The organism is Chitinophaga japonensis (genome assembly GCF_007830125.1).
Classification (GTDB): Bacteria; Bacteroidota; Bacteroidia; order Chitinophagales; family Chitinophagaceae; genus Chitinophaga; species Chitinophaga japonensis.
In genome coordinates this window covers 1,762,581-1,787,227 of the sequence record NZ_VLLG01000002.1, presented here as the reverse complement: position 1 = coordinate 1,787,227, position 24,647 = coordinate 1,762,581, and the positions used below count along the sequence as shown (strand labels likewise).

Sequence of the window (24,647 nt, the reverse complement as noted above, 5' to 3'; positions counted from 1 at the left end):
TGCTATATTGGTTATTGATGCTTTTGGGCCTGGTATTCCGTAATGCGGGTGGCGGACTGCCAGGCTTTTTCCGGTTGCCGGTCTATGATGCTCTGCAGCAGTTGCTGGTGCAGGTGCTGTGTTTCCAGGAAGGCCCGGGTGCTGGTATGCAGCGTGGTGAACTGCTTTTTCAGGTGGCGGGCCACCGTGCTGTACAGGTCTGCCAGGATCGCGTTCTGCGCCGCCGCCGCAATGCTGATGTGAAAGTCGATGTCGGCCTGTATGCAGCCTTCCACATCATTGGCCTGCGCCCGTTCGCTGCGCTGCTGCAGGAAGCCTCGCATCTTTTCAATATCGGCGCCGGTACGGTGCATGGCCGCTTTCTGCGCGATCTTCAGCTCCAGTAGCTGGCGCACTTCCACCAGGTCGTTCAGTTCCGCGCGCTTCAGGCGTTGCGCCAAAGGTTCGGCAGCATCCGAAGGGGTCTCCACGAAAGTGCCCAGCCCCTGCTGCACCCGCAGTACGCCGGCATTGGCCAGTATGCGCACCGCTTCCCGGATGGTGGAGCGGCCTACGCCAAACTCCTGCATCAGCGCCGGTTCCGGCGGCAGCTTGTCATCCGGCTGGTACTGCCCCAGGGATATCTGCTGCTGCAGGCGTTGCGCCACGGCATCGGCCAGGCTGTGTCTTTTGATAGTAGGTAGTCTGCTCATCATATCATCTGATGTTTCAAAGGTAAGGAATTATATTATCTTTGCCCCCTCTGTGGATATTTTAATATGAAACCGAGCACGATACCCTTTCATTACGAAGGATGTTATGCGAGGTTCCATCCGACCCTTAAAAAAATCATGTAGTACGGATGAAAGCATTTAACTTCTTTATTCTATACCGTTTACCGATCGGTATCTTGTTATTGTTAGGCGGCATTGCGCTGGGATTTACCGTAGGCTGGTGGGAAGCCACCATTCCCCTGCTGCTGGCCGTGATATGCCTGGTTACCCACTTCATGTTCGGCCCCATGCGGCTGGTGCAGGAAGCGGTGGAAGCCGGCGATGTGGAAAAAGCCATGGCCCTCATGAACAAGGTGCAGTTTCCCAAGCTGTTATATAAGCCCATCCGTTCCGTATATTATTTCATGCAGAGCAACCTGGCCATGTATGACCAGGACCTGGATAAAGCGGAAGCCACCATCCGCCAGAGCATTAAAAGCGGCAGCCCGATGAAGGAGTACGAGAGCATGCAGTATTTCCAACTGGGCACCATCGCCTACCAGAAGAATGACCTGAAAACAGCGGACCAGAACCTGAAGAAAGCCGTGAGAATGGGCCTGCCGGACAAAGAGAACACCGCCGCTGCGCTGCTCACCCTGGCCTCTATTGCCATGAGCCGCCGCGACTTCAGGTCCGCCAAGGATTTCTTCCGCCGCGCCAAAGCGCAGAAACCTACTACCGCGCAGATCGTAAGCCAGATAAAAGAAATGGACAGGTACATCTCCAGGATGCCTGGATGATGTGCCCATTAGCACATTCGCACATTATTTCTTAGGTTTGCCCCGCATTTGGTTCCGCCCCCCGGCGGATTAAAATGGGAATCCGGTGAGAATCCGGAACTATCCCCGTAGCTGTAATCCTGCATCCGTACCGGCCCTCGCCGCACGGAGCGTTTTCCAGGCCACTCATGCCACTGTTTGTACCGGTACCTACCGGTGCGGATGGGAAGGCGGCCCGGGAGCAGGAAAGTCAGAAGACCTGCCAGGTGCATTATTGTCATTCAAGCGCTTTCGGGTGAAAGGCCAGGGAATGTAAGCACCTGCACAGGTGCCTGTATTCTTTTCTTCGTACAATCTCCCGCAGCGCATATTTTATCATCTTTAAGTCCTTTATCGGAATTTTATGCGCAGGAAATTTTACATTTTTCTTCCAGTCCTTGCCATCCTGGCGGGCGGCACGATTGCCAATGCCCAGGATACCTCCCATGCCAACCAGCTTAACGAGATCGTGGTGACCGCCACCAAGTTCGCCCGCAAGGCCGGGGAATCCGGCAAAGTAGTAACCGTGATCCCGCAGGAGTACCTGCAAAGGAACAGCGGCAAACCGCTCTCCGCCATCCTGAACAACCAGGCCGGGCTGGTGGTGAACGGCGCCGAGAACGCCCCGGGCACTAACCAGGACGTATATATGCGGGGCGCCGCTACCGGCAATACGCTGATACTGGTAGACGGTATCCCGGTGAACGACGCCTCCCAGATATCCAATGCCTTTGACCTGAATTTCATTCCCGTTACCCAGATAGAGCGTATTGAAATACTGCGGGGCAGCCAGTCCACCCTCTACGGCTCCGACGCGGTGGCCGGCGTGATCAACATCATCACTAAAAAGCCGGGCAATAAAAAGATCGGCGTCAGCGCCAACGGCGCCTATGGCAGCTACGATACCTGGCAGGGCGGCGCCGGCGTGAACGGCAGCGCCGGGAAGTTCTCCTACCTGGCCGGCTACCAGTACAAGCGCTCCGAAGGATTTTCCACCGCCTATGACAGCACCGGCAGCGCGGGCTTTGACAAGGACGGCTTTAAACGTCACAGCGTATTTGCCAAGGCCGGCCTGCAGGTAACGGACCGCTGGCAACTGCAATACCTGGTGAACTGGAGCGATTACCGCGCAGACCTGGATGAAGCCGCCTTTACCGACGACGAGGACTACCACCTGCATAACAGGTACCTGCTGAACGCCTTCAGCAGCCGGTATAACTTTAACAAGGGCGCCTGGACCCTGGTGTACAGCTACCAGCGCAACAAACGGCAGCTTACTAACGATTCCGGCTATATTCCAAAATCATCCTTTCCTACCAAATATTCCGATGGCCGTTTTGAGTCCGGTACGCACCAGGTGGAAACCTATGTAAACTGGGACGTGACCCGCGAGCTGCAACTGGTGACCGGCGCGGAGTTCCGCACTTCCAATACCGACCAGTACAGCCTGTACATGGATGAATATGCCGCCTACCCGCCTTCCGAAATATCACCGGACAGCGCGCATACCCGCCAGTTCAGCCACTATGCATCCCTGCTGCTGCACAACGTAGGCGGGTTTAACCTGGAAGTGGGCGGCCGTTTCAACTATCACAATATTTACGGGAATAACCAGACCATTTCCTTCAACCCCTCCTACCTGCTCAATGACCGGCACAAGCTGTTCATCAATATCTCTTCCGCTTACAAGGTGCCTACCCTGTACCAGTTGTATTCTGAATATGGCAATAAAGACCTGCTGCCCGAGTCTTCCATCAACTATGAAGCAGGCTACCAGGGCGCGCTGTGGCAGAACCGGGTAAACCTGCGCGTAGTGGGCTTCCAGCGCGAGACCCGCGACCTGATCATCTTCTACACCGATCCCACTACCTTCAGAAGCCAGTATGCCAATGCCGACAAACAGAAAGCCTATGGCGGCGAGCTGGAAGCCGGCTGGAACATTACCCGGGCGCTGAGCCTGAATGTAAATTACACCTACGTGAACGGGAAGGTGGAACAACAGGACACCAGCTACTACAACCTGTACCGCCGGCCCAAACATGCGCTGAATGCCGAACTGGGCTACCAGCTTACACCGGCCCTGTATGTAAGCGCACAGTACAAATACATCAGCCGCAGGTGGGAAAGCGTTTTCGGGGCCGCGCCGTTTGTGCTGGGCGATTACTATACCCTGGGCGCCTACGCGGAGTACAGGCCCATCCGGCAGTTGAAGATATTTGCGGATTTCCGGAACATCACCGACCAGCAATATTTTGATGTGCGGGGATACAATGCCCGGAAATTTAATTTTATGACAGGAGTGACAATTAATTTATAAATTACGGAACGCTCATAAAACCATTGTATCATGTCTCTAAAAAATCTGAACCCTCGTTTCAGCCTATTGCTGCTCTTCATCCTGGCAGGCGGTATGCTGCGCATACTGGGCGAAGGACAGGTGACGCCCTATTCCAATGTTACTCCTATCGGCGCCATGGCGCTGTTTGCCGGCGCTTATTTTAACAGTAGCTGGAAATCCTATGTTTTTCCGCTGCTCACGCTTTTTATCAGCGATGTGATCGTGCAGCAGGTTTTTTATCCTGAATTTGCGCAGGGCCAGTTGCTGTACCAGGGCTGGGCCTGGACCTACCTGGGCTTTGCGGCCATGGTGCTGGCCGGGCAGTTGATCATTAAAAAAGTGAACATCGGGAATATCGTAATAGCAGCAGCCGTTGCCGCAGTGGCGCACTGGCTGATCACGGATTTTGGCGTGTGGCTGGGCGGCTGTACAGACCCTTCTACCGGTCAACTGTATACGAAAGACGCGAACGGCCTGCTCCGCTGCTACGCCATGGCCGTTCCCTATATGAAATATATGTTCATCGGCAACGTGGTATACGGCGCCATCTTCTTTGGAGGCTTTGAGTTAATAGGAAGCAGGATATATGAAGTAAGAAGTATGAAGTAAGAGGCATGAAATCATACTTCAATCTTCCTTCATCATACTTCATACCTCTTACTTCTTACCTCCTACTTTCCATGATCTATTTAATAACAGGCGGCGCCCGTTCCGGTAAAAGCAGCTATGCACAGGAACTGGCGCTGTCACTATCACCTGAACCGATATACGTAGCTACCGCCAGCATCTGGGACGATGATTTTGAAGAACGGGTGCGCCGCCACCGGCAGGACCGCGGACCTGAATGGACCAATTACGAAGAGCAACTGTATGTAAGCCTGCTGCCGCTGGAGGGCCGGGTAGCCGTTATAGACTGCATCACCCTGTGGCTCACCAATTTTTTTATGCAGCACAAGCAGGACGTGAACGCCGCCCTTTACAGCATCCAGCAGGAAATAAACACTTTGGTAAATAAAAACGCCACCCTGATCATGGTGACCAATGAGATTGGCATGGGCGTACATGCGGAAACGGAAGCGGGCCGCAAATTTACCGACCTGCAGGGATGGACCAACCAATACATTGCCCGGCACGCAGAAAAAGTGGTACTGATGGTGTCCGGTATACCGGTAACAATTAAATGATATGCAGATCTCTCCTCTCTCCCGCACGCTCACGGCTGCATTGCAGGAGAAAATAGACCAGAAGACCAAGCCGCCCGGCTCGCTGGGACGGCTGGAAGCGATTGCCTTACAGGCCGGGCTGATACAGCAAACGCTGGAGCCGGCCATTGTTCAGCCTACCATTGCCGTATTTGCCGGGGACCATGGCATTGCGGCAGAAGGGCTGGTCAATCCCTACCCGCAGGCAGTCACCGCGCAGATGGTGTACAATTTCCTGCAGGGCGGCGCCGCCATCAATGCCATGTGCCGGCAACTGCAGGTAGAGTTGGTGATCGTGGACGCCGGCGTAAACCACTCCTTTCCGGCTCATGCCCGGCTCAACGACCGTAAAATAGGTTATGGCACCCGCAACTATCTCCATGAACCGGCCATGAGCCCGGAGCAATGTGAAAAAGCCATGGAAGCCGGCGCGGAAATAGTACAGTATATTCATCAGCAGGGCTGCAACACCATTGGCTTTGGCGAAATGGGCATCGGCAATACCGCGTCCGCTTCCCTGCTAATGAGCTGTTTTACCGGCCTGCCCATAACCGATTGCACCGGCGCAGGCACCGGCGGCACGCCGCAGCAGGTAGCCCGTAAAACGGTGATCCTGCAGGAGGCGCTGAACCGCCATGGTATGCCCGCAGATGCAATGACAACACTGGCCACTTACGGCGGCTTTGAAATAGCCATGCTTTGCGGCGCCATCCTGCAGGCTGCCGCCCTGGGCATGATCGTGGTGATAGACGGGTTCATTGTTACCGCTGCCCTGCTGGCCGCTCACCGGCTGCAGCCCGCTGTTACGGACTATTGCATTTTCTCGCACTGCTCACATGAAAAGGGGCACCGGGCCATGCTGCAGCACCTGCAGGTAGCTCCCCTGCTGCAACTGGACATGCGCCTGGGCGAAGGTACCGGCGCCGCCATGGCCATGCCGGTGATACAATGCGCTACCGCCTTCCTGCAACATATGGCCAGCTTTGCCGATGCACAGGTGAGTACGAAGAATGAGGTATGAAGTAGGAAGTAAGAAGTAAGATATAGGAATTATGCAACAACAATGGCGATTGCTGCTCACCGCCGTAATGTTCTACACCCGCATACCGGTGGGCCGTAACATGCACCATGCTACCGGCCTGCTAAGCAAGGCCACCCGCTACCTGCCTTTCATTGGCTGGATCACCGGCGCTGTTATGTGCGGGGTGCTGTACGGCGCGCATTTTGTTGCGCCCTGGACCGTCAGCATCCTGCTATGCCTGACGGCGGGCATCTGGACCACCGGCGCTTTTCACGAGGACGGATTTGCCGATATGTGCGACGGCTTTGGCGGCGGCTGGACTAAAGAAAAGATACTGCTGATCATGAAGGACAGCCGCATCGGCACTTTTGGCATGCTGGGGCTGCTACTGCTCATGCTCCTGAAATTTTACGCCCTGCAGTCCCTCCCCTTGCTGCCCGCGCTGGCCGCCATCGCGGTGGCCCAGCCCCTTAGCCGCTTTACGGCGGTCACCATTATTTACACCCATCCTTATGTGCGGGAGAACGAGGACAGCAAGGCCAAACCGGTGTCCAAAGGCATTACCGGGCCGGAACTGGCCCTGGCCGGCATATTCGGGTTGCTGCCCTTGCTGGCCGCCCTTATCCTGCTACAGGAGTACCGGCTGCTGTTGCTGCTGCCCGCCCTCTGGCTGGCGCGCGCTTATATGAGCCGCCTGATACGGCGCTGGATAGGCGGCTATACCGGCGACTGCCTGGGCGCCGTTCAGCAGGTTGCAGAAACAGTTGTATATTTGTGCTTTTGCATTGTGGAATGGAAATATACCTGATCCGGCATACCACGCCGGCTATTGAAAGAGGCACCTGTTACGGATTTTCTGACCTGGACGTGGCCCATACCTTTACTGAAGAAGCCGCCCGCATCAAGCAACTGCTGCCGGCCAAACCGCTGACCGTATATGCCAGCCCCTTACAACGCTGCAGCAAGCTGGCCCGTTTCCTGTTTGAAGACAACTTTACCACAGACCACCGGCTGAAGGAGCTGAATTTCGGCGACTGGGAAATGCAGCGCTGGGACGACCTGGGCCCCGACGCCCTGCAGGCCTGGATGGACAATTACGTATACACCCGCGTGCCCGGCGGCGAAAGCTATGCAGACCTGTATGCCCGCAGCCTGGAGATATTCCGGGAGATCACGGCCCGGCAAACGGATGTGGCGCTGGTCACCCATCACGGCGTGATCCGCTCCCTGCTGGCGCATGCGGGCAACATCCCGCTGGAAAGATCATTCGACCTGCGGGTGGAATACGGGCGCATGGCGCGCCTGCATGTAAAGGACGGAAAAGTGGAGGTATTGGGAATGAACGAATAATTTATATATCAGCTCTCGCTTTCCAGGAAAAAGTACACCACCAGTATTTTGGCGTCATCATCCCCGATGTTGGCCGGTTTGTGGCCCAGGCGGCCGTCAAAAAAGATGGAGTCTCCCGTGTGCAGCACATGCTTTTCATCCTCGATCTGGTATTCTACCGTTCCCTGCAGGACATACTTGTATTCATAGGCATCTGTTTTGACCATGCTGTTGCGCCGGGCGCCCTTTTTCAGCTCCAGTATCACAATGTCCACGGGATAGTGCTTTACACTTTTGGTCAGCACCCGCTTGTACAGGAATCCTTTGGCCGCTTCTTTTTCTATAGGTTCGTAGGCCGCCGCCTCTTTAATAATGATCTTGCTGCTTTGCTGCTGCTGGCCGATCTCATGAAAGAACTCGTTCATGTCCAGGTTAAGGGCCTTGATAATATTGATTAACACCAGCAGGGAGGGTACGGTACGGTTATTTTCTATCTGGGAGATCAGCCCTTTGCTAACATCCGCCCGGTCTGCCAGTTCCTGTATCGTAATGCCTCTCGATTTCCGCTTTTCCTTTATCTTATTACTGATCTGGATGATAATATCTTCAGTCATACGCTAAGCAATTATCATGTGACGTGCTATACTTACTGAACAAAGAAAGCGAATAGCAGGGCAATAAGCAACTTTTTAACATACTATAAGCAATCATATAATAAATTATATTTGTATAAAATATATCGTTCCGCATGTTCAGCATTGATCAGATCCTGGCCATTACCTTTACCCTGTTTGCCGTTATTGATATTGTTGGCTCCATACCGGTACTGATATCCCTGAAGGAGAAGCTAGGGCATATAGATGCCGGCAAGGCTACACTGGCATCCGGCTTCCTGATGGTGGGTTTCCTGCTGGTAGGCGAGCCTTTCCTGAAACTGATGAGCGTGGACGTGCATTCCTTTGCTGTGGCCGGTTCCATCGTGATATTCGTGATAGGGCTGGAAATGATCCTGGGCATCGAGTTCTTCAAAAGCACTGAAGGTGATACCAAAACGGGCAGCGTGGTGCCTATTGCCTTCCCGCTGATAGCCGGTTCCGGTACGCTTACCACCATTATGTCCCTGAAGGCCAACTTCGGGGAGTACAACATCCTGGCGGGCATCCTGCTGAACCTGGTGATCATCTTCATTGTGCTGCGCTCCCTGCACTGGATAGAGCGCATCCTGGGCAAAGCGGGGCTGATGGTGGTGCGTAAGTTCTTCGGGGTGATCCTGCTGGCCATTGCCGTGAAGATCTTCAAGAGTAACCTGGGCATGTAGAAATGGTTTTGTAATTCTGCGCTAAAACCTTAGCTTTGCCTTCCTTTCCCACCCGGGCACGGGTGATTTGGGAGGGAAAACCTGGCCTCGTAGTACAATGGATAGTATAAGAGTTTCCGAAGCTCCAGATACAGGTTCGATTCCTGTCGAGGCTACTAAAAAATTGACAATCAACCACTTGCAAAACAACCCCCACCCTTATTCAGGCGAACCGTTTTTGATAATACCGGCCATGTCATCAAAATGCTTTTGAATTAGTTTTTTAACCTCCTTTAGCTGATCATTATCTACCCTTGGCGGGTCACTAATCAGGGCATTGAACTCCTGAAAACACCGGTTTGATGTTTCAATATCACTTTCCCCTGGTTCAGGGTAAATCGAAACGATCCGGTTTTCCAGTTTAAAAGGCTTCAATAAATGGGTGATTCTCGAACTAATAGGTGGCTCCGTATTAATGCAAACAAACGGTATGTTTTGAATGAGGGCGGCAATAGTTCCATGATAGGTATCATTAACCGAGATATCAAAACCAGCGATCATTTCAAATGTCTCTACCGGGTCTTTATACTCTAAAATATATGAAAATTTATCGCCAAAAACACTTCTCATTTTCATTACCGTGATATGGTTGTCATATTGACGGCTGTAGGGATAAAAACAAACATCGAATTTAGATAAATCGGAATGCTTTAGTACTGAAATAAGGGGGTCACACAATTTGAGGGAAACCGAAATACCGATCAATGGCTTTTTACTTACTTTTTTATTTACTTTTTTTAACTCAAGATCCAGTACCGGGTCAGGGATAGCTTTGACATTACTAACCCCTATTTTATTTAATTCGTTTTTAAAGAAATCAGTTCTTACAGCAATGTATCTGGATCTTTTCTCTATATTGATAAATAAGTTTTCTTTTGTCTTTACTGAATTGAACCTGTGTACGCAATTAAATAATACTAATGGTTTTTCTGTGGCTAAAAAAGATCCAGAATCCAGGAAAAAAATTTTTCCTTCTTTTTCATAGTATTCACTCCAAACCACATCTCCTCCAATAACCAGGGCATCGTATTTAGAAAAAATTGAATTTAGAAGTGACACTCCCGCCCTGGCAGGAAAAAAATTGATGTTAAGGCCATTTTTATGCTCCTTAACAATTTCATCGTTTTGGGTTTTATTATCAATAGCAAAAATATCTATTTCACAATTTTCTATACGTTTTTCTAGCTCCTGGTAGGTTTTTAAGCAAATCATGATACAACCGGGATTATAATCACCGCGGTAATACCCACCATACATGCCGATCAGTGCAATTTTTTTTATACTGTTATTCATAGGTATTAAAGTAACAAAATTTTTTGAGTGGCTCCATCCCGGTTTTTTATTTTATTTTTAATGTACGATCATTTGTTAATCTAACACCTATATCCATGAAAACCAGATCTTTATTTTCCCTCATCACAGCGTGGTGTACACGCCTGGCTTTACTGCTATTCTTAACCCTGCTGGTAAACAGCAATACGCAGGCACAGCCCATCGTCCCGTTTACATTAAGCAACAACTCACAGTATGCAGACGCCAATATATATGTGGCGGTAGTGGGTATCATCAATGACAATCACGTGTGGATTGATACCAGGACCGGCGCAGTGCATCTGATGAATGTAGCTGACAACACCGTACCCGGACCGGTATATAACGGCGATTTAGGACCAGGCGGTAATGGTAGGTATGCCAACTGTTTTGCCCGGCTCAGTGAGATACCGAATAAAACCATCAACATACCGGGTATTGAAGGATGCCGCATGCTGATCTCCTTTAACTCGCAACTCTATCTCTATTTCTTCGGCGCATCCGGCGCGCCAAGCGGCTATGCAGCGCCCAATCTCGCCAATCCCAATGATCCCAACCAGGGCATCCGGTTTGAAATGATAGAGCTTACCAATGCCGCAAACGGGCTTTGGGCCAACACTACCCGCGTGGATGGATACCAGTTCCCGATGGGGTTGGAAGTATGGGGCAACAACGCTTTTTACCAGAAAGTGGGAGAATTTATCCCCCATGACCAGGTACTTTCCCTGTGGCAGGCTACCGCGCCGGCTGATTTTGCGGGCTGCTATGATGCTGCCAACGGCATTATCAAATTCCCTTCAAAAACCCCGGCTTTCCAGGGTAACGGCGCACAGGCCGGTTACTTCAACGCTTATATAGATGCGATCTGGTCCAGGTACCGGAACGATAACCTCGTTTTCAATTCCGGTGATGCGGGCACCTGGAGCGGCCGTGTGTCCGGGGATGCATTTATATTCACCAGGGCTTCCGATGGGCAGGTAGGAACCATTACCCGCAAACCTACCAATACGGAAGCCATGGAAGGCAGTGGCGTGCTGGCCGCCGGCGGGGAGTGGGACAAAGTAGTGCAGGCCCAGGTATGCGCCGCCATTAACCGCCACGCCATCGATCTTTCGTTGCCCGCCGGTGCTGTACAGGATCTTTCCAATGCATCCGGATATTACCAGGCCTCGCCTTACAACTGGTATTGCAAATTCTGGCACCGCAGCGATATCAGCCTCAATGGCCTCACGTACGCCTTCTGCTACGATGATGTTTTTAATCACTCCTCTACTATCAATGCGCCTTCCCCATTGCGGGCCACCGTTACCATAGGTGGCTTTGCCGGATCCACTCCTGCTGCCATCGTTATCCAGGCGGAAGATTATGAGTATATGTCCGGCATTGACGTGGAGGCAACCACCGATGCCGGCGGCGGCCGGAATGTGGGCTGGATAGACGCCGGGGACTGGATGTCCTACCAGGTCACCATTCCCGTAAGCGGGGCCTACCGCGTGGAGTACCGCGTGGCCAGCCCCAATGCCAATACCGCCCTCCGGCTGGAAAAAGATGCCGGCGCCACGCAACTGGGCAGCGTTGCCATACCCAATACCGGTGGCTGGCAGCAGTGGAGCAATGTTTCACATACCGTCACATTGCCTGCCGGTACTTACAGCATTGGCATCGCCACCGCTACCGGCGGGTTCAATCTCAACTACCTGACCATTACCAGCGCAGCATCGTCATCTGCCAGGCTGGCCGTGGAGGCGCCGGCAGCAAAACCTGCGGACGGCGCCATTACCCTGTGGCCCAATCCCGCGGGGGAACAGCTCTATCTCCGTAATAACAACCAGGTAAGAACGCTTGATGTGTATGACATAAACGGCCGCCGGCTCCTGCATTTTAAAGACCCTGGCAGCACCCTTTCCCTGTCATCGCTGGCGCCCGGTATCTATGTTATTGCTATCGGCAGTAAAAACGGGAAACAGCAGCGGGTAAAGATCGTGAAGCAATAGCTTGCCCTGCCAGATCAATGATTTTTTACAATTTCACCTTTTACCTCCGTGCTATTTTTGTGGAAAATAAAGGCCATGAGATCCACAAACACGGTGTTATACCTGCTGCTGACGGCAATACTGCTGCCAGGTATCACCGCCGCACAGGAAACATCGCACATTAACAACCGCACAAAAATCAAGGAGGATAAAATGACGACCGCTCAACAGAACAAGGAAATAGTACGCGCTGTGTACGAGCAGTGCCTGAACAAAAGAAACACCGCCTTATTACAGGATTACGTGTCCCCGGATTATACCGGCGCACAAGGGGAAAAAGGTCCGGAAGGATTTATGACCCAGGTAGCCCCGATACTGCAAGGCCTTCCGGACATACAATGGCAAATTGATGAGCTCATTGCGGAAGATGATAAAGTGGCCGTTAAATGGCATATTGAAGCCACCCATACAGGGCAGCTCCGGAACTATGCCCCCACGGGCAAAAAGGTCAGCAACACCGGCATGGCCGTGTATGACATGAAAGATGGCAAGGTCGTAAAAACACAGTTGCTCACCGATGCGCTGGGCTTCTTACAACAACTGGAAGTATTGCCGGAAAACCTGGCTTCGCTGGCTGCTAAAAAACCGCAGCCGGATGCGGTGTACTTCATTGACAAATTCTTTGTGCCGGCGGCAGGAAAGAGCGAGTTCCTCGAAAGGACAGGCATTAACCGGCGCTTCATTAAACAATTGCCCGGCTTCGTAGAAGATGCAGTGTATGAATACACCGATGAAGAAGGCAACCTGGTTTGCATAACCGTAGCCCAATGGGAAAGCCAGGAAGCGCTGGACCAGGCCAAAGCAGCCGTACAGGAAGCTTATAAGAAAGAAGGCTTTGATGCGTCTGCCATGATGAAAAGACTGCACATCCGGGCAGACAGGGGCGTGTACACGGCAGCAGATGCCCGCCAATGAATTGCTATAACCGCAGGGATGCCATGCCTCACCGCATGGCATCCCTGCTTGTTTAAAAGTTCTGTATCAACCGTATGCCGGGTGTTACGCCCTTCAGGAAATCATGGAAATACAGCACCGGCTCCAGTTTGGTCTTGCCCTCAAATAATGACAGGCGGCCGGCTCCCAGGCGAAATGTGTTTTTCTCAAAATAATCGCCTTCACGGTGTATAAGATAGCCCAGGGAAACGACGAACCGCAGGTACGGCTCCTTCCCCTTATCCTTGTCCCTGGCCGGGCCCTGCCCATACACCACCGTCAGGAAATCGTTCCGGTAAGTTTTGAGCCTGCCCTCGCTGTTGCGGGCAAAGAAAAAATTAGGCTCCCAGTAAACGCCCAGCTCATGCCGGATAAAAACATTGGTAAATATGGAGCTGAAGAAAGCAGTGGCGCCCAGGCTGAAAGACGGCACAAAATAATTTTTATAATTCTGGATGCTAACGGACTGGTTCAGGCTCAGGAAATCGTCTGGCGCCCGGAAGTAGCCTTTGGTCTGCTTTCCTGAAATACTTTGATCTGCTTTCAGGTACATGCGCCCTTCTTTTCCCTTCACCCAGGGGCTGCTCTCCTTTTCCCGGATAATGCGGGCCTTCTCCTGCAGCCGCCCGTCTGCATAGCCGGCCAGCTCATCAAACCGGTTCATAAAAAAGCTGATACGGAAATAATGTTTGCTGCCTTTCTTGTCACCGGCCGTCCAGGTGCCCAGCAGGTGAATGGAATCCTGCTCCAGCCGCAGCGCGGCCGCGTCTCCCTGCGTTACCACGTAGCTTTGGCTGTAGGGGGTGAACTGCCGGATGCGCACCTTTTTCCTGTCTGCTGCATCCACTACATAATCAATACGCTTATAGGAAAGCTCGTCGGAAAGGGAGTCCCGGAAAGGCAGCATGTCCCGCAGGAACACCTTTACCAGGGAGTCGATATTCCCTACCCGGTCCAGGTCCGTTATATCCGTCAGCTCTATCTGCATCTTGTTGCCCTTGTCCAGTTCAACCAGGAAACGCCTGTTCACCGCCTTGTCCGGCAGCTCAAATGTTTGCCCTTCATTAGTAGGGGTACGCTCATCCTGGGCACAGGCCGGCCCGCTGATGCCTGCAGCAAGCACCAGTAAGTAGATCATTCTTTTTTTCATCTGTTAATTTTTGGAAGGTCGCTCCGGTTGCGCGGTACTGCCGACGATCGTCTGGCTGGCAAACCCGGAAGGGTTGTTGAATTTTATTTTAAATGGCTTGTATTCCTCATCTATGGCTGCCTGGCTGGCGGCATCGTTCAGCTCATTGATATGCACTACCCGTATCTTTTTCTTCACCGGCGCGGTGGTAACGCGGGCCAGCATGGAGTCAAAAGAAGGTATGGGCCGGCTGCTCACAGACCGAGCTGTATCAGCAGCAGGGGGAATGGCAGCCAATGCCTCCCCTGTTGCCGTATCAGGATGCGGAAGGAGTGCAGGTTGTTTTCTTCCAGGTACTTCAGGTGCTGCCGGTGTTACCGGTGGTGTTTTCACCACTACATTCTTAACTGGCGCAGGAAGCGGCGGCGAAGGCGGCGTCACTACCAACGACCCTTTTTGCGGATGCCTCCACATCAAAGCCGGCAGCAGCACGGCCAGCAATACTACTGCGGCGGCAGACCAGTACCAGGCGGCATACCGCCTGCGTTGCTTCCCGTGCAGCCGCCTGCCGAGCTTTTCCCATGCAGCCGCTTTATCTATCCCCGCCTCGCCCGGCAGGCTTTCCAGCCCATCCAGCCGGTCCCTCCAGGGATACGCGTCATTGTGTGCTTCGTTTGACATACGTAATATTTTTATGCGCCAGCATTTTCTGTAATAAGGCTTTGGCCTTGCTTAGCTGGGATTTGGAGGTGCCCTCCGAAATGCCCAGCAGCTCCGCTATCTGCCCGTGATGCATGCCCTCTATCACATGCAGGTTGAACACGGTGCGGTAACCGGCCGGCAACTGCACCACCAGGTTAAAGATATCCGCCGCGGATAGCTGGTCCAGGATATCCGTTTCCAGCGGGATGTCCTCCGCCACGGTTTCCGACACGATCACAAATGCGTTCTTCCTGCGCAGGAACATCAGGCATTCGTTGATCATGATCCTTTTGAGCCAGGCGTACAGCGCCGCATCTCCCTGGTACCGGAAAGCCGGCAGCGCTTTAAAGAACTTGTAAAAACCATCCAGCATCAGCTCCTCCGCATCCTCCCGGGTTTTTACATAGCGCCGGCACACCATCAGCATGCCGTCCGCCAGGCGGTCAAACATACCTTGCTGCGCAGCAGCGCTGCCCCGTTTTGCTTGCTTAACTAATTCCGATAACTGCATGAACTGTTAACTGGCTGTTCAATGGTTTATATCAATATAAATGCGGTGTACAGGTAAAGGGTTGCCTGACCCAAAATAATCATTTATAACATATGGTTATCCGGCATAAAAAGTGGTCATTTCCCTCGCACTGCGCCGCGTTCTACTTTTACACCGCAATCATTCTACTACACCACCAACCAACCATTAAAAAGATGAAAGAACACTGGTTCCCTGTAATGTTACTCGCCATTATCGCCGTGGTAGTTGCCGGCAAAAGCATCCGCGCTTACAAAAGACGACGCGAAGCAGACCGGCAGTTCGCCGCCTGGCTGGCGGCCCAGCCCGTGGATACCGTATGGCGCGGTACAAACGCTTCCCAGATACCGGCGTACAGCGACAGCGGACAACTGATCGCCTACGGGCATGCGCTGATCACCAATACCGCCCGCTACCTGGGGCCGCGGGGCGCCGTAGCGCGCATCACCAACGGCATGAACTGCCAGAACTGCCACCTGGACGGCGGCACCCGGCCTTTCGGCAACAACTTCGGCAGGGTGTACGCCACCTACCCACAGTTCCGCGCCCGCAATAACGGCGTGCAAAGCATCTACGCCCGCATCAACGACTGCCTGCAGCGCAGCCTCAACGGTCAGCCGCTGGACAGCAGCAGCCGCGAAATGCAGGCCATCTATGCCTATATGCAATGGCTGGGCGGCGATGTGCCCAAAGGCGTGAAAAGAGGCGGCACGGGTATTAAGAAACCGCCATACCTGGACCGCGCGGCAGATCCTGCTGCGGGCAGGATTGTGTACAATGCCCAATGCCGGTCCTGCCACGGCAGCAAGGGCCAGGGACAACGCAATGCGGAAGACTACGGGTACACCTATCCGCCGCTGTGGGGGCCGCACAGCTATAACGATGGTGCGGGCCTGTACCGCCTGGGCAACTTTGCGGGCTTTGTAAAGTATAACATGCCTTTCGGCACGGACTATCATCACCCGCAGCTCACGGACGAGGAAGCCTGGGACGTGGCGGCCTTTGTGAACAGCCAGCCCCGCCCGCACAAAGATCAAAGCATGGACTGGAAGAACGTGCAAAAGAAACCCGTAGATTTTCCTTTTGGCCCCTACGCGGATACCTTCCCCGCCAGCCAGCACAAGTACGGACCTTTTATACCCATTTTAAAAACAAAAACCAACGAATGAAACCGAGCAGGCAACATTACCCAATGCGGAACATGTTTCATGCGAGGTTCCATGAGACCTTAAAAAAACAAAAACCAACGAATGAAACACTTATCACTCGCGCTGCTCTGCCTGGCGTTCAGCTTCGGCGCACATGCGCAAACCACGGAGAAAGCACTGGAAAGGAACCGTGCATTCAGCGGCGCTACCGCCACGCAGGCGGCTTACCATGCCATTTACCAGTTGGACACGAATAACCCGAAAATTATTGAGAAGGCCATCCGCAATATCAATAATGCGCTTACCGATCCGCGCCTGGCAGGCAAAGTCACCCTGGAGCTGGTAGCTTTCAGCGGCGGTACGGATGCTTTCCTCAAAGGCAGCCCCTATGAGGCGGCGCTGAAAGCGCTGGTAGAAAAAGGGGTGATCGTGGCGCAGTGCAACAACACGCTGAAGGAAAGAAAGCTGTCCCGCGAACAACTATATGATTTCATTGCCATTGTACCCAGCGGCAACGGGGAGCTGATCATCCGCCAGGCACAGGGCTGGTCTGTTATTAAACCTTAAACCAACTATATATTACCATGAAAAGAACATGTTGCTACGGCATCATTATCATGATGCTCACCACCGCTATTGCCCATGCGCAGGATCACCGTTTTGATCCGCCCTGGAACACACCCCCGCACAGCGGGGTCATGTTCACCATCCCGGGCGTGGACAATGTGCCGGACCTGTACGGCGATATCAATGACCCGCAACTGGTGGTGTTCTTTGCGGGCAACCAGTTCATGTGCATCGACGAGCTGCTGGCGGCTTTCAAAAAAGCGCACCCGCAATACCGGCGGATATTCGTGGAAACCCTGCCGCCGGGCATCCTGGCCCAACAAATAAGCGGCGGCGCCATTACCATCGGCAACCTGCACATTACCCTGCGGCCGGATGTATATACAGCCGGTAAAGGGCGCATTGCGCAAATGCAATCCCTGTTCAGTGATACGGCCACCTATGCTTACAACAAGCTGGCCATCCTGGTGCAGAAAGGCAACCCGCTGCACATCCGCGGGCTGGTGGACCTGGGCGGCGGGGCCGTGCGGGTAAGCATGCCTAACCCGGCCTGGGAAGGCATTGGCCGGCAGATCACCGCGGCCTATGTTAAGGCGGGCGGCGAAGCGCTGCAAACAAAGATCATGGATACCAAGGTGAAGGACGGCAGCACCTTCCTAACCCAGATCCATCACCGGCAAACGCCTATGCGCATCCTCTACCGCCAGTCCGATGCCGGGCCGGTATGGTACTCCGAAGCGCGCTACCAGCAGTTGCTGGGCCACCCGGTGGAGGTAGTGCCCATCCCGGAGCAGGAAAACATACGGGCCACCTACGTGGCCGGGCGGCTTCAGCAAGCGCCCCACCCGCAGGCGGCCCGTGATTTTATGGATTTCCTGGTAAGCCCGGCTGCAAAAGCGGTATACCGGAAGTATGGGTTTGAAACGGAATAAGGCATCTTAAAGCCTTGTTCCCTTCCCTTTGGCCTGTTCCGCTATATTTTTAAGCTTTGCCGGGTCCACTACGGTATTGATCTGGAAGATCCGGCCGCTGGCCGCTTCAATACCCAGCACCTGGCAGGAGAGCAGCCGCCCTTTCACGAAAAAGAGCAGCGCGGGCTGGTAATTTACTTCTGTAGCGATGATGGTGGCAGATTGTTCATATTTCTCGAATACATATACCAGCAGGTCCGCCACTTCCTGCGCGCCGGTGCAGATCTTTCTTACCACGTTCACCTTGCCGCCGCCATCTGCATAGAAGGTAATGTCTTCTGCCAGCATGTTCTCCAGCCGGCTGGTATCCCGGCCGCGGATCATGTTCACATACTTTTCCAGCGTCTCCGTGGGCACCCGTTCGCGGCGCCGCACCTTTACCTCCTCCCGGGCGGCGCCCAGCTTGTTTTTGGCGCGGCTCAGCAGCTTGCGCGACAGCTCCTCCGTGCCGGAGAGCACTTCGGCTATTTCCTGGTGGGAATAGCCGAAGCCCTCTTTCAGTATGAACACGGCCCGTTCTTTCGGGTTCAACTGCTCCAGCAGCACCAGCATGGAGTAGGATACAATATCCTTCAGGTTAATGTCGGTATCTGCCGCTTCCGTAGCGACGGGCTCCGGCAGCCATACTTCGCCCAGGTTCACCTTCTTCCGGCGGTTGCGGAGGTTAATGGCATGGTTGATCACGGAACGGATCAGGTAATTGCGCTCGTTCTCCACCTCCTCCCGGGGCTTCGCCACGTAGTTGGAAAGCACGTCCTGTATGGCGTCCTTCGCATCTTCGGCAGAGCCGAGAATATTGTATGCGTAAGGAAATAGTGCCTGGTGATAATCTTTCATGAGCAAGACGCGGCCGTTTTAAACTCTTTTCTCAAAACATTGAAGTTGATCAGTACAATAGCGGTGATGATCAGTACGATCCCCAGCCATTGCGATGCCAGCACGGTTTCATGCAGCAACAAGTACGCCATGCTCACAGATACCGGTATCTCTGCGGAGATCAGGATGGAGCCCAGCCCGATGCCCGTTTTGGGCATCCCGGTATTGAACAGCACCGGCGGCAGGATGGTGCCGAACAAGGACAGCAGCAGGCCCCATTTCCAGAAAATGGATACATTAAACCCGCCGCCGAACTGCCCGGCGCCTATCAGCAGCACCAGCGCGGTAGCGCCTGCCAGCGTCCAGCAGCCCTTTTCATAGGGGGACATGTTCAGCGCAACGCGGTTGGATACAAACAGCATGATGGTATAGGTAACCGCTGCCGCCAGTCCCCAGGCAATGCCCCGGGCGTCCAGCGCATGGCCATTGCGGATGGCGTTAGTAGCCAGCAGCGTGCCTGCCAGTACCGTCAGCACGGCCAGGCACCTGCCCCAGCCGGGAAACTGCCGGCGCAGCAGCGCTTCCAGCACAATGCCCATCCAGATGGTCTGCATCAGCAGCACCACGCATATGGATACGGGGATGTATTTTACGGCCATGTAATAACATACGCCGGTGAGCCCGTAAGCTACCCCGCCGGCGGCCAGTTGCCAGCGCACATACCTGCCGGCAGGCGTAGCGGCAGGCCCGGGCGCTTTGCGCTTCAGCAGCGTAACCGCGCCCAGCACCGCCAACCCCAGCGTATACTGGGAGGTGATCACTTCAATGGTAGTATAGCCTTCATTATAGGCAAACCTGACAATGATGGCCAGCACCGCGTAGCTCACAGCCCCGGCCACCACCAGCAATATGCCTTTTAATAATCCCGTGTTCATATGGACCCTACTTCATATCCGCCCGGTATGGTGCAGAAAGTTACGTTCAAACGGTTCCAGGCATTGATCTGCGCAATGGCCACCACCAGGTCCGCAATTTCCGCTTTGGTAAAGAAGGCGGCCACATTGTTATACACTTCATCGCTCACCCCATCCTGGCTGATGTGGGTAACGGCTTCCGCCAGGGCCAGCACCGCTCTTTCCTTGTCCGTATAGTAAGGCGTTTCTCTCCAGGCTACGAGGGAGTACAGGCGTTGCTCCGTTTCGCCGAGGTGAACGGCCTCCTTGTGATGCATGTCCAGGCAGTAGGCGCAATGATTGATCTGTGATACCCGGTATTTTACCAGTTCCTGCAGCTTAAGGTCCAGGCCGGATTTTTTCAGGTAGAACTCGGTTTTCATCATACCATCCAACAAACCTTTGTTCGCGTCCTGCAATGCAATTCTCTGTGTCATTTTCTGTTACTTTTTTGCGTTTAAAAAATTAAATACACAGATAAGACAAGCAGGGGTATCGAAACGTGACAGGTTTTAAAGAATTTTTTTTTTGCGGGTCTATTCCGTCCACAAAGTGCCGATGGCATAGGTCCTGGCCTGCCCGGCTATCAGCACCCGGTCGCCGTTATCCACGCAGTGCAGGCGGCCTGTTCTTTCAGACAGTTGCACGGCCTCCATTTCCTTTTTGCCGAGCTGTGCCGCCCAATAAGGAATTAAGGAACAGTGTGCAGAGCCGGTCACCGGGTCTTCGAACATTACGGTCTGCGGGGTGAAGAAGCGGGACACAAAATCGCAGTGCTCGCCTTTGGCGGTTATGATCATGCCGCCGGGGTCCAGGTTGATCTGGTCAAAGATGGAACGGTTGATCTGTATATCGCGCACATCCGCTTCCGAATCGTACACCAGCACGTAATCACGCGCTTTGAGTACGGCCCGGGGCTGCCGGTCCAGCGCCTGGCGGATAATGTCCGGCAGCGGCGCAGGCACGGGATTGCGGGAGGGAAAGTTGAGGGTGTACAGCCCGTTGTGCACGCTTACTTCCAGCGGGCCGCTCCGGGAGGTGAACACAATGGTCTCCTCCGGGTGGTGCAGGATGGTTTTCAGCGCATGCGCGGTAGCCAGGGTGGCATGGCCGCAGAGGTCCATTTCCAGGTCGGGCGTAAACCAGCGCAGGGCAAAACGGTTGCCATCGGGAATGAAAAAAGCGGTCTCCGGTACGGCATTCTCCCTGGCAATCTGCTGCAGCAGCGCGTCTTCCAGCCACTCCTGCAGGGGCACCACACAGGCGGGATTGCCGCCAAACAGCCGGTCGGTAAATGCATCGATCTTATACAATGGTAACTGCATGGTATTATATATTTAACGTGTACATGCCTTTGATCACCGTAACGGCCTGCCCGGACAGCAGGGTGCGGTCTCCTTCCAGCCTCAGCTTTAATACCCCGCCACGGGCGGATGCCTGGTACGCCAGCATCTCCGTTTTCCCCAGCTTCCCGCCCCAGTAGGGCGCCAGGCAGCAGTGCGCGGAACCGGTTACCGGGTCTTCATCAATGCCTATGCAGGGCGCAAAAAAGCGGGATACAAAATCATAGGGGGAGCCTGCCTCGCCTTTTGCAGTGATGATCACTTTCGGGTGGCGGGCCAGCTTCCCGAAATCCGGCGCTGCGGCCACTACTTCCGCGGCCGTGGCCACTTCCACCAGGTAGCGGTTAAATACGTCTATGGTATGCAGCGGCTCCACGCCCAGTATCTCTTTTATTTCCGCGGGTAACTGCGCGGGCATGCCGGTAAGGGCGGGAAAATTCAGCGTGATCCAATCCTCTTCCTTCACGGCGCTGAGCGTGCCGCTCAGGGTCTCAAAATGTATGGCGGCCCCCGGCTGCGCCAGCCCTTCCTGCCAGAGTATGTGCGCCGTGGCCAGGGTAGCGTGGCCGCAAAGCGGCACCTCTACCACCGGAGTAAACCAGCGCAGGTGAAACTGCCCGCCGGCGGGCCTTACAAAAGCCGTTTCCGCCAGGTTGTTCTCCGCAGCTATCTGCTGCATCAGCGTTTCGGGCAGCTCGTCATCCAGGATACACACCGCTGCCATATTGCCTTTAAAGGGTACGCTGGTAAAGGCATCTGCCTGGAAAAAGGGAATATTCATGCTGTTCATTTTTTAACCAGCACAATATTCGGTAAAATCCGCCGGACAATACAGATTCAGTTTTGTGAATTTTGACCATATCAGATAGGCGCCAGACATTTTGTAATTTTGGCCCATTGCAGCATCATGACTATGGAAGCTCAACATCAACGCACACATGACAAGGGCGAAACACAGGCCACGCACTGGCATTGCAACGGTATCCTGATCGGGCACGCCGTCTCCACCTTCCGGGAGCTTAGCAGCTTTGGCGGCAGCAGCCAGGAGGATGTGGTGCGGTTCCATTTCGGGCTGAAGGGCGATTACCGCTTCTACTACAAACAGCTTGATAAGCACTACGACCTGGTAGGCGGGCATCATAATATTATGTACTCCCGTGGGTTCGATATCACGGTATACAACAAAACGCTGCGGCTGGAAACCTTTGGCATACAGTTTCCCCGGGATCTGTTCGTACAGTTCACGCAAAATGCCAGCGAGCCGCTGCAACGCTTTGCGGCCGATATTATGGCAGGCAGGCACGTGATGCTGTCCGAACAGTGGGGCGCTATTGATACGCCTATCCAGCAGGTGATACAGCAGATCCTGCATTGCAGGTACGCCGGCGATCTCAGGCAACTGTTCCTGCTCTCCAAAAGCATTGAGCTGCTGGTGCTGTGCGCAGAATCTTATCAACTAGCCAACAGCCGGAAAGATGCATTTATCAGGAACAAAACAGACAAGGAAAAGATCATTGCCGCGCGGGACCTGGTGAATGAGCGGCTGCACTGCCCGCCCAACCTTTCCGAGATAGCCCGGGCGGTAGGCCTCAATGAGTACAAGCTGAAACGGGGCTTCAAGGAAACCTTTCACAATACCGTGTTCGGCTACCTTACCGAACAGCGCCTGCAACTGGCGCACCAGTACCTGCGGGATACACAAAAGAGCGCGGCGGAAATATCCGCAGAGCTGGGCTATGCCACTCCGCAACATTTCAACAACGCTTTTAAAAAGAAATTCGGCGTCACTCCCTTTTTGGTTAGAAATAATCCGTAAAACGCAACGCGCCCCCGTGCAAACTTTCTAATATTGTGGCGTAATAAAAACGCAATATTATGAGCACGCCATTAATTGTAGCCAACAGCATTGTGATCCATGCAACAGCCGCCAAAGTATGGGACGCCCTGGTAAATCCCGTGCAGACCAAAAAATATATGTTCGGCTGTGAGCCGGTCACCAACTGGCAACCTGGCAGTACGCTGCTGTGGAAAGGTAATTTCAAAGGGGTGGAAATGACGGCAGTGAAAGGCCATATCAAAGCAATAGAGCCGGAAAAATTCCTGTCCTATACGGTGATCGACCCCAATGACCCGAAGATACCGGACATCCCGGAAAACTATTTGACCGTTACCTATACGCTGACCGCGGAAAACGGGCATACCTCCCTGCACGTTACACAGGGCGACTACGCCAATGTAGCCAACGGGCAGGAGCGCTACCAACATACTATTGCCGATGGCGGCTGGGCGTCCATCCTGGAGCAGGTCAAAAAACTGGTAGAGGAAGGGCAATAAAAAGATCACTACTGAATTTTTATCGCATGCGGCTGTTTTATTTTTATACAGCCATCAGCGCGCTGCTGCCGGCGCGCTGTATTTTTTAACCATTCCTTGAAAACCTCGCTATGACCATTATGACACCTGCAGCGTTACCCGCTTTGCAATACCCTTTTGATGTGCAGGAGGGCGCCCACCGGAATCCGTATGAGCAGGAAATTGAAGCGGCCATCAGTGGATGGATCGACCATGAATATCTATTCCTGTCTGAAGCACAGCGGGCCTATTATAAAAAGTGCCGCTTTGGTATGCTCAGTTCCTGCTTTTACCCGGAGGCCAGCTATGAGGCACTGGAGGTAGGCGCCCGGCTGGTGCTATTGTTGTTTATTCACGATGATTATACAGACAAATTTTCTTACGATGAATTACAATCTTACCTGCTGAAAAGTGGATCCATTATGGCCGGGAATCATGTCCCCCATGATAAAGGAGATATGCTACACCAGTTTGTGCTGTTCAGGAAAGCATTGCAGCCGCTGGTACCGGCTACCTGGATGCAGCGCTGGAACAGTGACCTCAGCTATTTTTATGAAGGGATGCTCATGGAACGGCTTTTTACAGCACAGCAATATCCTTCCATTCAGCAGTATATATTTTTGCGCGAGCATTTAATTGGCATGCATATCTACCAGGATATCACAGAGCTTTACATGCCGTCATTTATGCCCCATGAATTACTGTTCCATCCCCATGTCAGGGAGCTGCGGCAGTCCGCTGTGCGTATCATTGCCTGGTGCCATGATTATTATTCTGTAGAAAAGGAGCTGGATGCCGGTCAGATCATGAACCTGGTACTGGTGATCCAACAGGAACGCCGGTGCAGCCTGGAAGACGCTTTTGTAGAAATGGCGCATGTCCATGATGAGGAGGTCAATACCTTCCTGCGCCTGAAGGAGCATGCGCCGGATTTTGGCCCCTATAATGAGCTGTTCCGGGAATATGCGCATCACCTGCAGCTTATGTTCAAGGGTAATTACTTATGGCACCTGGAATCCGGGCGGTATAACAAATTTTAGGAGGGCTTCCCGGCAATCTTTTCCTGGTGAAAGCTGATAGCATTTTGTCCAGGGAGGATAAAG

The 24,647-nt window shown here is 53.4% G+C and carries 27 protein-coding genes, 1 tRNA gene and 1 riboswitch; of the genes, 17 read left to right on the top strand and 11 right to left on the bottom strand.

Annotated elements, in window-relative coordinates:
- Nucleotides 1–11 precede the first annotated feature (11 nt).
- Nucleotides 12–695: a FadR/GntR family transcriptional regulator gene (locus LX66_RS07330; protein ID WP_211366049.1), complete on the bottom strand. Its 684-nt coding sequence runs from the start codon at nucleotides 693–695 to the stop codon at nucleotides 12–14.
- A gap of 146 nt (nucleotides 696–841) precedes the next feature.
- Between LX66_RS07330 and LX66_RS07325 the strand changes: the two genes are divergently transcribed.
- The 7 genes from LX66_RS07325 (at nucleotide 842) to cobC (ending at nucleotide 7,421) form a co-directional block, all read left to right on the top strand.
- Entirely contained in the window at nucleotides 842–1,492 is a 651-nt protein-coding gene (locus LX66_RS07325) for a tetratricopeptide repeat protein (protein WP_145711349.1), read from the top strand.
- A 32-nt stretch (nucleotides 1,493–1,524) separates the two neighbouring features.
- A riboswitch (cobalamin riboswitch) is annotated at nucleotides 1,525–1,752 on the top strand.
- Between the two features lie 122 nt (nucleotides 1,753–1,874).
- Nucleotides 1,875–3,827, top strand: a complete 1,953-nt coding sequence (locus tag LX66_RS07320) for a TonB-dependent receptor plug domain-containing protein (protein WP_145711347.1) — start codon at nucleotides 1,875–1,877, stop codon at nucleotides 3,825–3,827.
- Nucleotides 3,828–3,857: 30 nt separating this feature from the next.
- Nucleotides 3,858–4,457, top strand: a complete 600-nt coding sequence (locus LX66_RS07315) for a DUF6580 family putative transport protein (protein ID WP_145711345.1) — start codon at nucleotides 3,858–3,860, stop codon at nucleotides 4,455–4,457.
- 71 nt (nucleotides 4,458–4,528) lie between these two features.
- Nucleotides 4,529–5,032 (top strand): bifunctional adenosylcobinamide kinase/adenosylcobinamide-phosphate guanylyltransferase, encoded by a 504-nt coding sequence (gene cobU / locus LX66_RS07310; protein WP_145711343.1) that lies wholly within the window; start codon nucleotides 4,529–4,531, stop codon nucleotides 5,030–5,032.
- 1 nt (nucleotide 5,033) lies between these two features.
- Nucleotides 5,034–6,071, top strand: coding sequence for a nicotinate-nucleotide--dimethylbenzimidazole phosphoribosyltransferase (gene cobT, locus LX66_RS07305; protein ID WP_145711341.1), 1,038 nt, complete (start codon nucleotides 5,034–5,036; stop codon nucleotides 6,069–6,071).
- 31 nt (nucleotides 6,072–6,102) lie between these two features.
- Nucleotides 6,103–6,879 (top strand): adenosylcobinamide-GDP ribazoletransferase, encoded by a 777-nt coding sequence (locus LX66_RS07300; protein WP_145711339.1) that lies wholly within the window; start codon nucleotides 6,103–6,105, stop codon nucleotides 6,877–6,879.
- The gene (cobC, locus tag LX66_RS07295) at nucleotides 6,864–7,421 is read left to right on the top strand and encodes an alpha-ribazole phosphatase (RefSeq protein WP_145711337.1); all 558 of its coding nucleotides are present in this window, start codon (nucleotides 6,864–6,866) and stop codon (nucleotides 7,419–7,421) included. The genes LX66_RS07300 and cobC overlap by 16 nt, the downstream gene beginning before the upstream one ends.
- 8 nt (nucleotides 7,422–7,429) lie before the next feature.
- On the opposite strand, the gene LX66_RS07290 is transcribed toward cobC, so the two are convergent.
- On the bottom strand, nucleotides 7,430–8,014 hold the full coding sequence (locus tag LX66_RS07290) for a helix-turn-helix domain-containing protein (protein WP_145711335.1): 585 nt from the start codon (nucleotides 8,012–8,014) through the stop codon (nucleotides 7,430–7,432).
- 134 nt (nucleotides 8,015–8,148) lie between these two features.
- Here LX66_RS07290 and LX66_RS07285 point away from each other — a divergent pair, with 134 nt between their 5' ends.
- Together LX66_RS07285 and LX66_RS07280 are read left to right on the top strand one after the other, a co-directional pair.
- Complete coding sequence (locus LX66_RS07285) at nucleotides 8,149–8,718, top strand: MarC family protein (protein ID WP_145711333.1); 570 nt, start codon at nucleotides 8,149–8,151, stop codon at nucleotides 8,716–8,718.
- 83 nt (nucleotides 8,719–8,801) lie between these two features.
- A tRNA-Arg gene (locus LX66_RS07280) sits at nucleotides 8,802–8,873 on the top strand.
- Between the two features lie 43 nt (nucleotides 8,874–8,916).
- On the opposite strand, the gene LX66_RS07275 is transcribed toward LX66_RS07280, so the two are convergent.
- Complete coding sequence (locus LX66_RS07275; protein WP_145711331.1) at nucleotides 8,917–10,050, bottom strand: polysaccharide pyruvyl transferase family protein; 1,134 nt, start codon at nucleotides 10,048–10,050, stop codon at nucleotides 8,917–8,919.
- 95 nt (nucleotides 10,051–10,145) lie between these two features.
- Between LX66_RS07275 and LX66_RS07270 the strand changes: the two genes are divergently transcribed.
- Both LX66_RS07270 and LX66_RS07265 read left to right on the top strand, forming a co-directional pair.
- A complete protein-coding gene (locus tag LX66_RS07270; protein WP_145711329.1) occupies nucleotides 10,146–12,062 on the top strand; it encodes a beta-1,3-glucanase family protein in 1,917 nt (638 codons plus the stop codon).
- 75 nt (nucleotides 12,063–12,137) lie between these two features.
- The gene (locus tag LX66_RS07265) at nucleotides 12,138–13,016 is read left to right on the top strand and encodes an ester cyclase (protein WP_145711327.1); all 879 of its coding nucleotides are present in this window, start codon (nucleotides 12,138–12,140) and stop codon (nucleotides 13,014–13,016) included.
- A gap of 52 nt (nucleotides 13,017–13,068) precedes the next feature.
- On the opposite strand, the gene LX66_RS07260 is transcribed toward LX66_RS07265, so the two are convergent.
- Genes LX66_RS07260 through LX66_RS07250 form a run of 3 tightly spaced genes read right to left on the bottom strand, consistent with a single transcriptional unit; the run spans nucleotide 13,069 to nucleotide 15,376 of the window.
- Nucleotides 13,069–14,184, bottom strand: coding sequence for a hypothetical protein (locus tag LX66_RS07260; protein ID WP_145711325.1), 1,116 nt, complete (start codon nucleotides 14,182–14,184; stop codon nucleotides 13,069–13,071).
- Between the two features lie 3 nt (nucleotides 14,185–14,187).
- A complete protein-coding gene (locus tag LX66_RS07255) occupies nucleotides 14,188–14,844 on the bottom strand; it encodes a hypothetical protein (protein ID WP_145711323.1) in 657 nt (218 codons plus the stop codon).
- On the bottom strand, nucleotides 14,822–15,376 hold the full coding sequence (locus LX66_RS07250; protein ID WP_145711321.1) for an RNA polymerase sigma factor: 555 nt from the start codon (nucleotides 15,374–15,376) through the stop codon (nucleotides 14,822–14,824). Before LX66_RS07250 ends, LX66_RS07255 begins: the two co-directional genes overlap by 23 nt.
- A 194-nt stretch (nucleotides 15,377–15,570) precedes the next feature.
- On the opposite strand from LX66_RS07250, the gene LX66_RS07245 reads away from it, so the two are divergent.
- The 3 genes from LX66_RS07245 (at nucleotide 15,571) to LX66_RS07235 (ending at nucleotide 18,041) form a co-directional block, all read left to right on the top strand.
- Nucleotides 15,571–16,563: a c-type cytochrome gene (locus LX66_RS07245; RefSeq protein WP_211366046.1), complete on the top strand. Its 993-nt coding sequence runs from the start codon at nucleotides 15,571–15,573 to the stop codon at nucleotides 16,561–16,563.
- A gap of 81 nt (nucleotides 16,564–16,644) precedes the next feature.
- Nucleotides 16,645–17,109 carry a DsrE family protein gene (locus tag LX66_RS07240; RefSeq protein WP_145711318.1) on the top strand — a complete coding sequence of 155 codons (465 nt, stop codon included), beginning with the start codon at nucleotides 16,645–16,647 and terminating at the stop codon, nucleotides 17,107–17,109.
- A 17-nt stretch (nucleotides 17,110–17,126) separates the two neighbouring features.
- On the top strand, nucleotides 17,127–18,041 hold the full coding sequence (locus tag LX66_RS07235; protein WP_145711317.1) for a molybdate ABC transporter substrate-binding protein: 915 nt from the start codon (nucleotides 17,127–17,129) through the stop codon (nucleotides 18,039–18,041).
- A gap of 6 nt (nucleotides 18,042–18,047) precedes the next feature.
- Here LX66_RS07235 and LX66_RS07230 read toward each other — a convergent pair whose 3' ends face one another.
- The 5 genes from LX66_RS07230 to LX66_RS07210 form a co-directional block, all read right to left on the bottom strand.
- On the bottom strand, nucleotides 18,048–18,917 hold the full coding sequence (locus LX66_RS07230) for a sigma-70 family RNA polymerase sigma factor (protein ID WP_145711315.1): 870 nt from the start codon (nucleotides 18,915–18,917) through the stop codon (nucleotides 18,048–18,050).
- Nucleotides 18,914–19,831, bottom strand: a complete 918-nt coding sequence (locus LX66_RS07225; protein ID WP_145711313.1) for an EamA family transporter — start codon at nucleotides 19,829–19,831, stop codon at nucleotides 18,914–18,916. Before LX66_RS07225 ends, LX66_RS07230 begins: the two co-directional genes overlap by 4 nt.
- Nucleotides 19,828–20,286, bottom strand: a complete 459-nt coding sequence (locus LX66_RS07220; protein ID WP_145711311.1) for a carboxymuconolactone decarboxylase family protein — start codon at nucleotides 20,284–20,286, stop codon at nucleotides 19,828–19,830. Before LX66_RS07220 ends, LX66_RS07225 begins: the two co-directional genes overlap by 4 nt.
- Nucleotides 20,287–20,385: 99 nt before the next feature.
- Nucleotides 20,386–21,174, bottom strand: coding sequence for a PhzF family phenazine biosynthesis protein (locus tag LX66_RS07215; protein ID WP_145711309.1), 789 nt, complete (start codon nucleotides 21,172–21,174; stop codon nucleotides 20,386–20,388).
- A gap of 4 nt (nucleotides 21,175–21,178) precedes the next feature.
- Nucleotides 21,179–21,973: a PhzF family phenazine biosynthesis protein gene (locus LX66_RS07210; protein ID WP_145711307.1), complete on the bottom strand. Its 795-nt coding sequence runs from the start codon at nucleotides 21,971–21,973 to the stop codon at nucleotides 21,179–21,181.
- Nucleotides 21,974–22,105: 132 nt separating this feature from the next.
- Here LX66_RS07210 and LX66_RS07205 point away from each other — a divergent pair, with 132 nt between their 5' ends.
- The 3 genes from LX66_RS07205 (at nucleotide 22,106) to LX66_RS07195 (ending at nucleotide 24,584) form a co-directional block, all read left to right on the top strand.
- On the top strand, nucleotides 22,106–23,008 hold the full coding sequence (locus LX66_RS07205) for a helix-turn-helix transcriptional regulator (protein ID WP_158642564.1): 903 nt from the start codon (nucleotides 22,106–22,108) through the stop codon (nucleotides 23,006–23,008).
- Between the two features lie 59 nt (nucleotides 23,009–23,067).
- Nucleotides 23,068–23,526 carry an SRPBCC family protein gene (locus LX66_RS07200; RefSeq protein ID WP_145711303.1) on the top strand — a complete coding sequence of 153 codons (459 nt, stop codon included), beginning with the start codon at nucleotides 23,068–23,070 and terminating at the stop codon, nucleotides 23,524–23,526.
- A gap of 110 nt (nucleotides 23,527–23,636) precedes the next feature.
- Nucleotides 23,637–24,584: a terpene synthase family protein gene (locus LX66_RS07195; protein WP_145711301.1), complete on the top strand. Its 948-nt coding sequence runs from the start codon at nucleotides 23,637–23,639 to the stop codon at nucleotides 24,582–24,584.
- The last annotated feature ends 63 nt before the right edge of the window (nucleotides 24,585–24,647 follow it).

Bases quoted from the DNA above. Each gene is read 5' to 3' on its own strand.
- LX66_RS07330 (WP_211366049.1), bottom strand. From the start codon at position 695: ATGATGAGCAGACTACCTACTATCAAAAGACACAGCCTGGCCGATGCC.
- LX66_RS07325 (WP_145711349.1), top strand. From the start codon at position 842: ATGAAAGCATTTAACTTCTTTATTCTATACCGTTTACCGATCGGTATC.
- LX66_RS07320 (WP_145711347.1), top strand. From the start codon at position 1,875: ATGCGCAGGAAATTTTACATTTTTCTTCCAGTCCTTGCCATCCTGGCG.
- LX66_RS07315 (WP_145711345.1), top strand. From the start codon at position 3,858: ATGTCTCTAAAAAATCTGAACCCTCGTTTCAGCCTATTGCTGCTCTTC.
- cobU (WP_145711343.1), top strand. From the start codon at position 4,529: ATGATCTATTTAATAACAGGCGGCGCCCGTTCCGGTAAAAGCAGCTAT.
- cobT (WP_145711341.1), top strand. From the start codon at position 5,034: ATGCAGATCTCTCCTCTCTCCCGCACGCTCACGGCTGCATTGCAGGAG.
- LX66_RS07300 (WP_145711339.1), top strand. From the start codon at position 6,103: ATGCAACAACAATGGCGATTGCTGCTCACCGCCGTAATGTTCTACACC.
- cobC (WP_145711337.1), top strand. From the start codon at position 6,864: ATGGAAATATACCTGATCCGGCATACCACGCCGGCTATTGAAAGAGGC.
- LX66_RS07290 (WP_145711335.1), bottom strand. From the start codon at position 8,014: ATGACTGAAGATATTATCATCCAGATCAGTAATAAGATAAAGGAAAAG.
- LX66_RS07285 (WP_145711333.1), top strand. From the start codon at position 8,149: ATGTTCAGCATTGATCAGATCCTGGCCATTACCTTTACCCTGTTTGCC.
- LX66_RS07275 (WP_145711331.1), bottom strand. From the start codon at position 10,050: ATGAATAACAGTATAAAAAAAATTGCACTGATCGGCATGTATGGTGGG.
- LX66_RS07270 (WP_145711329.1), top strand. From the start codon at position 10,146: ATGAAAACCAGATCTTTATTTTCCCTCATCACAGCGTGGTGTACACGC.
- LX66_RS07265 (WP_145711327.1), top strand. From the start codon at position 12,138: ATGAGATCCACAAACACGGTGTTATACCTGCTGCTGACGGCAATACTG.
- LX66_RS07260 (WP_145711325.1), bottom strand. From the start codon at position 14,184: ATGAAAAAAAGAATGATCTACTTACTGGTGCTTGCTGCAGGCATCAGC.
- LX66_RS07255 (WP_145711323.1), bottom strand. From the start codon at position 14,844: ATGTCAAACGAAGCACACAATGACGCGTATCCCTGGAGGGACCGGCTG.
- LX66_RS07250 (WP_145711321.1), bottom strand. From the start codon at position 15,376: ATGCAGTTATCGGAATTAGTTAAGCAAGCAAAACGGGGCAGCGCTGCT.
- LX66_RS07245 (WP_211366046.1), top strand. From the start codon at position 15,571: ATGAAAGAACACTGGTTCCCTGTAATGTTACTCGCCATTATCGCCGTG.
- LX66_RS07240 (WP_145711318.1), top strand. From the start codon at position 16,645: ATGAAACACTTATCACTCGCGCTGCTCTGCCTGGCGTTCAGCTTCGGC.
- LX66_RS07235 (WP_145711317.1), top strand. From the start codon at position 17,127: ATGAAAAGAACATGTTGCTACGGCATCATTATCATGATGCTCACCACC.
- LX66_RS07230 (WP_145711315.1), bottom strand. From the start codon at position 18,917: ATGAAAGATTATCACCAGGCACTATTTCCTTACGCATACAATATTCTC.
- LX66_RS07225 (WP_145711313.1), bottom strand. From the start codon at position 19,831: ATGAACACGGGATTATTAAAAGGCATATTGCTGGTGGTGGCCGGGGCT.
- LX66_RS07220 (WP_145711311.1), bottom strand. From the start codon at position 20,286: ATGACACAGAGAATTGCATTGCAGGACGCGAACAAAGGTTTGTTGGAT.
- LX66_RS07215 (WP_145711309.1), bottom strand. From the start codon at position 21,174: ATGCAGTTACCATTGTATAAGATCGATGCATTTACCGACCGGCTGTTT.
- LX66_RS07210 (WP_145711307.1), bottom strand. From the start codon at position 21,973: ATGAATATTCCCTTTTTCCAGGCAGATGCCTTTACCAGCGTACCCTTT.
- LX66_RS07205 (WP_158642564.1), top strand. From the start codon at position 22,106: ATGGAAGCTCAACATCAACGCACACATGACAAGGGCGAAACACAGGCC.
- LX66_RS07200 (WP_145711303.1), top strand. From the start codon at position 23,068: ATGAGCACGCCATTAATTGTAGCCAACAGCATTGTGATCCATGCAACA.
- LX66_RS07195 (WP_145711301.1), top strand. From the start codon at position 23,637: ATGACCATTATGACACCTGCAGCGTTACCCGCTTTGCAATACCCTTTT.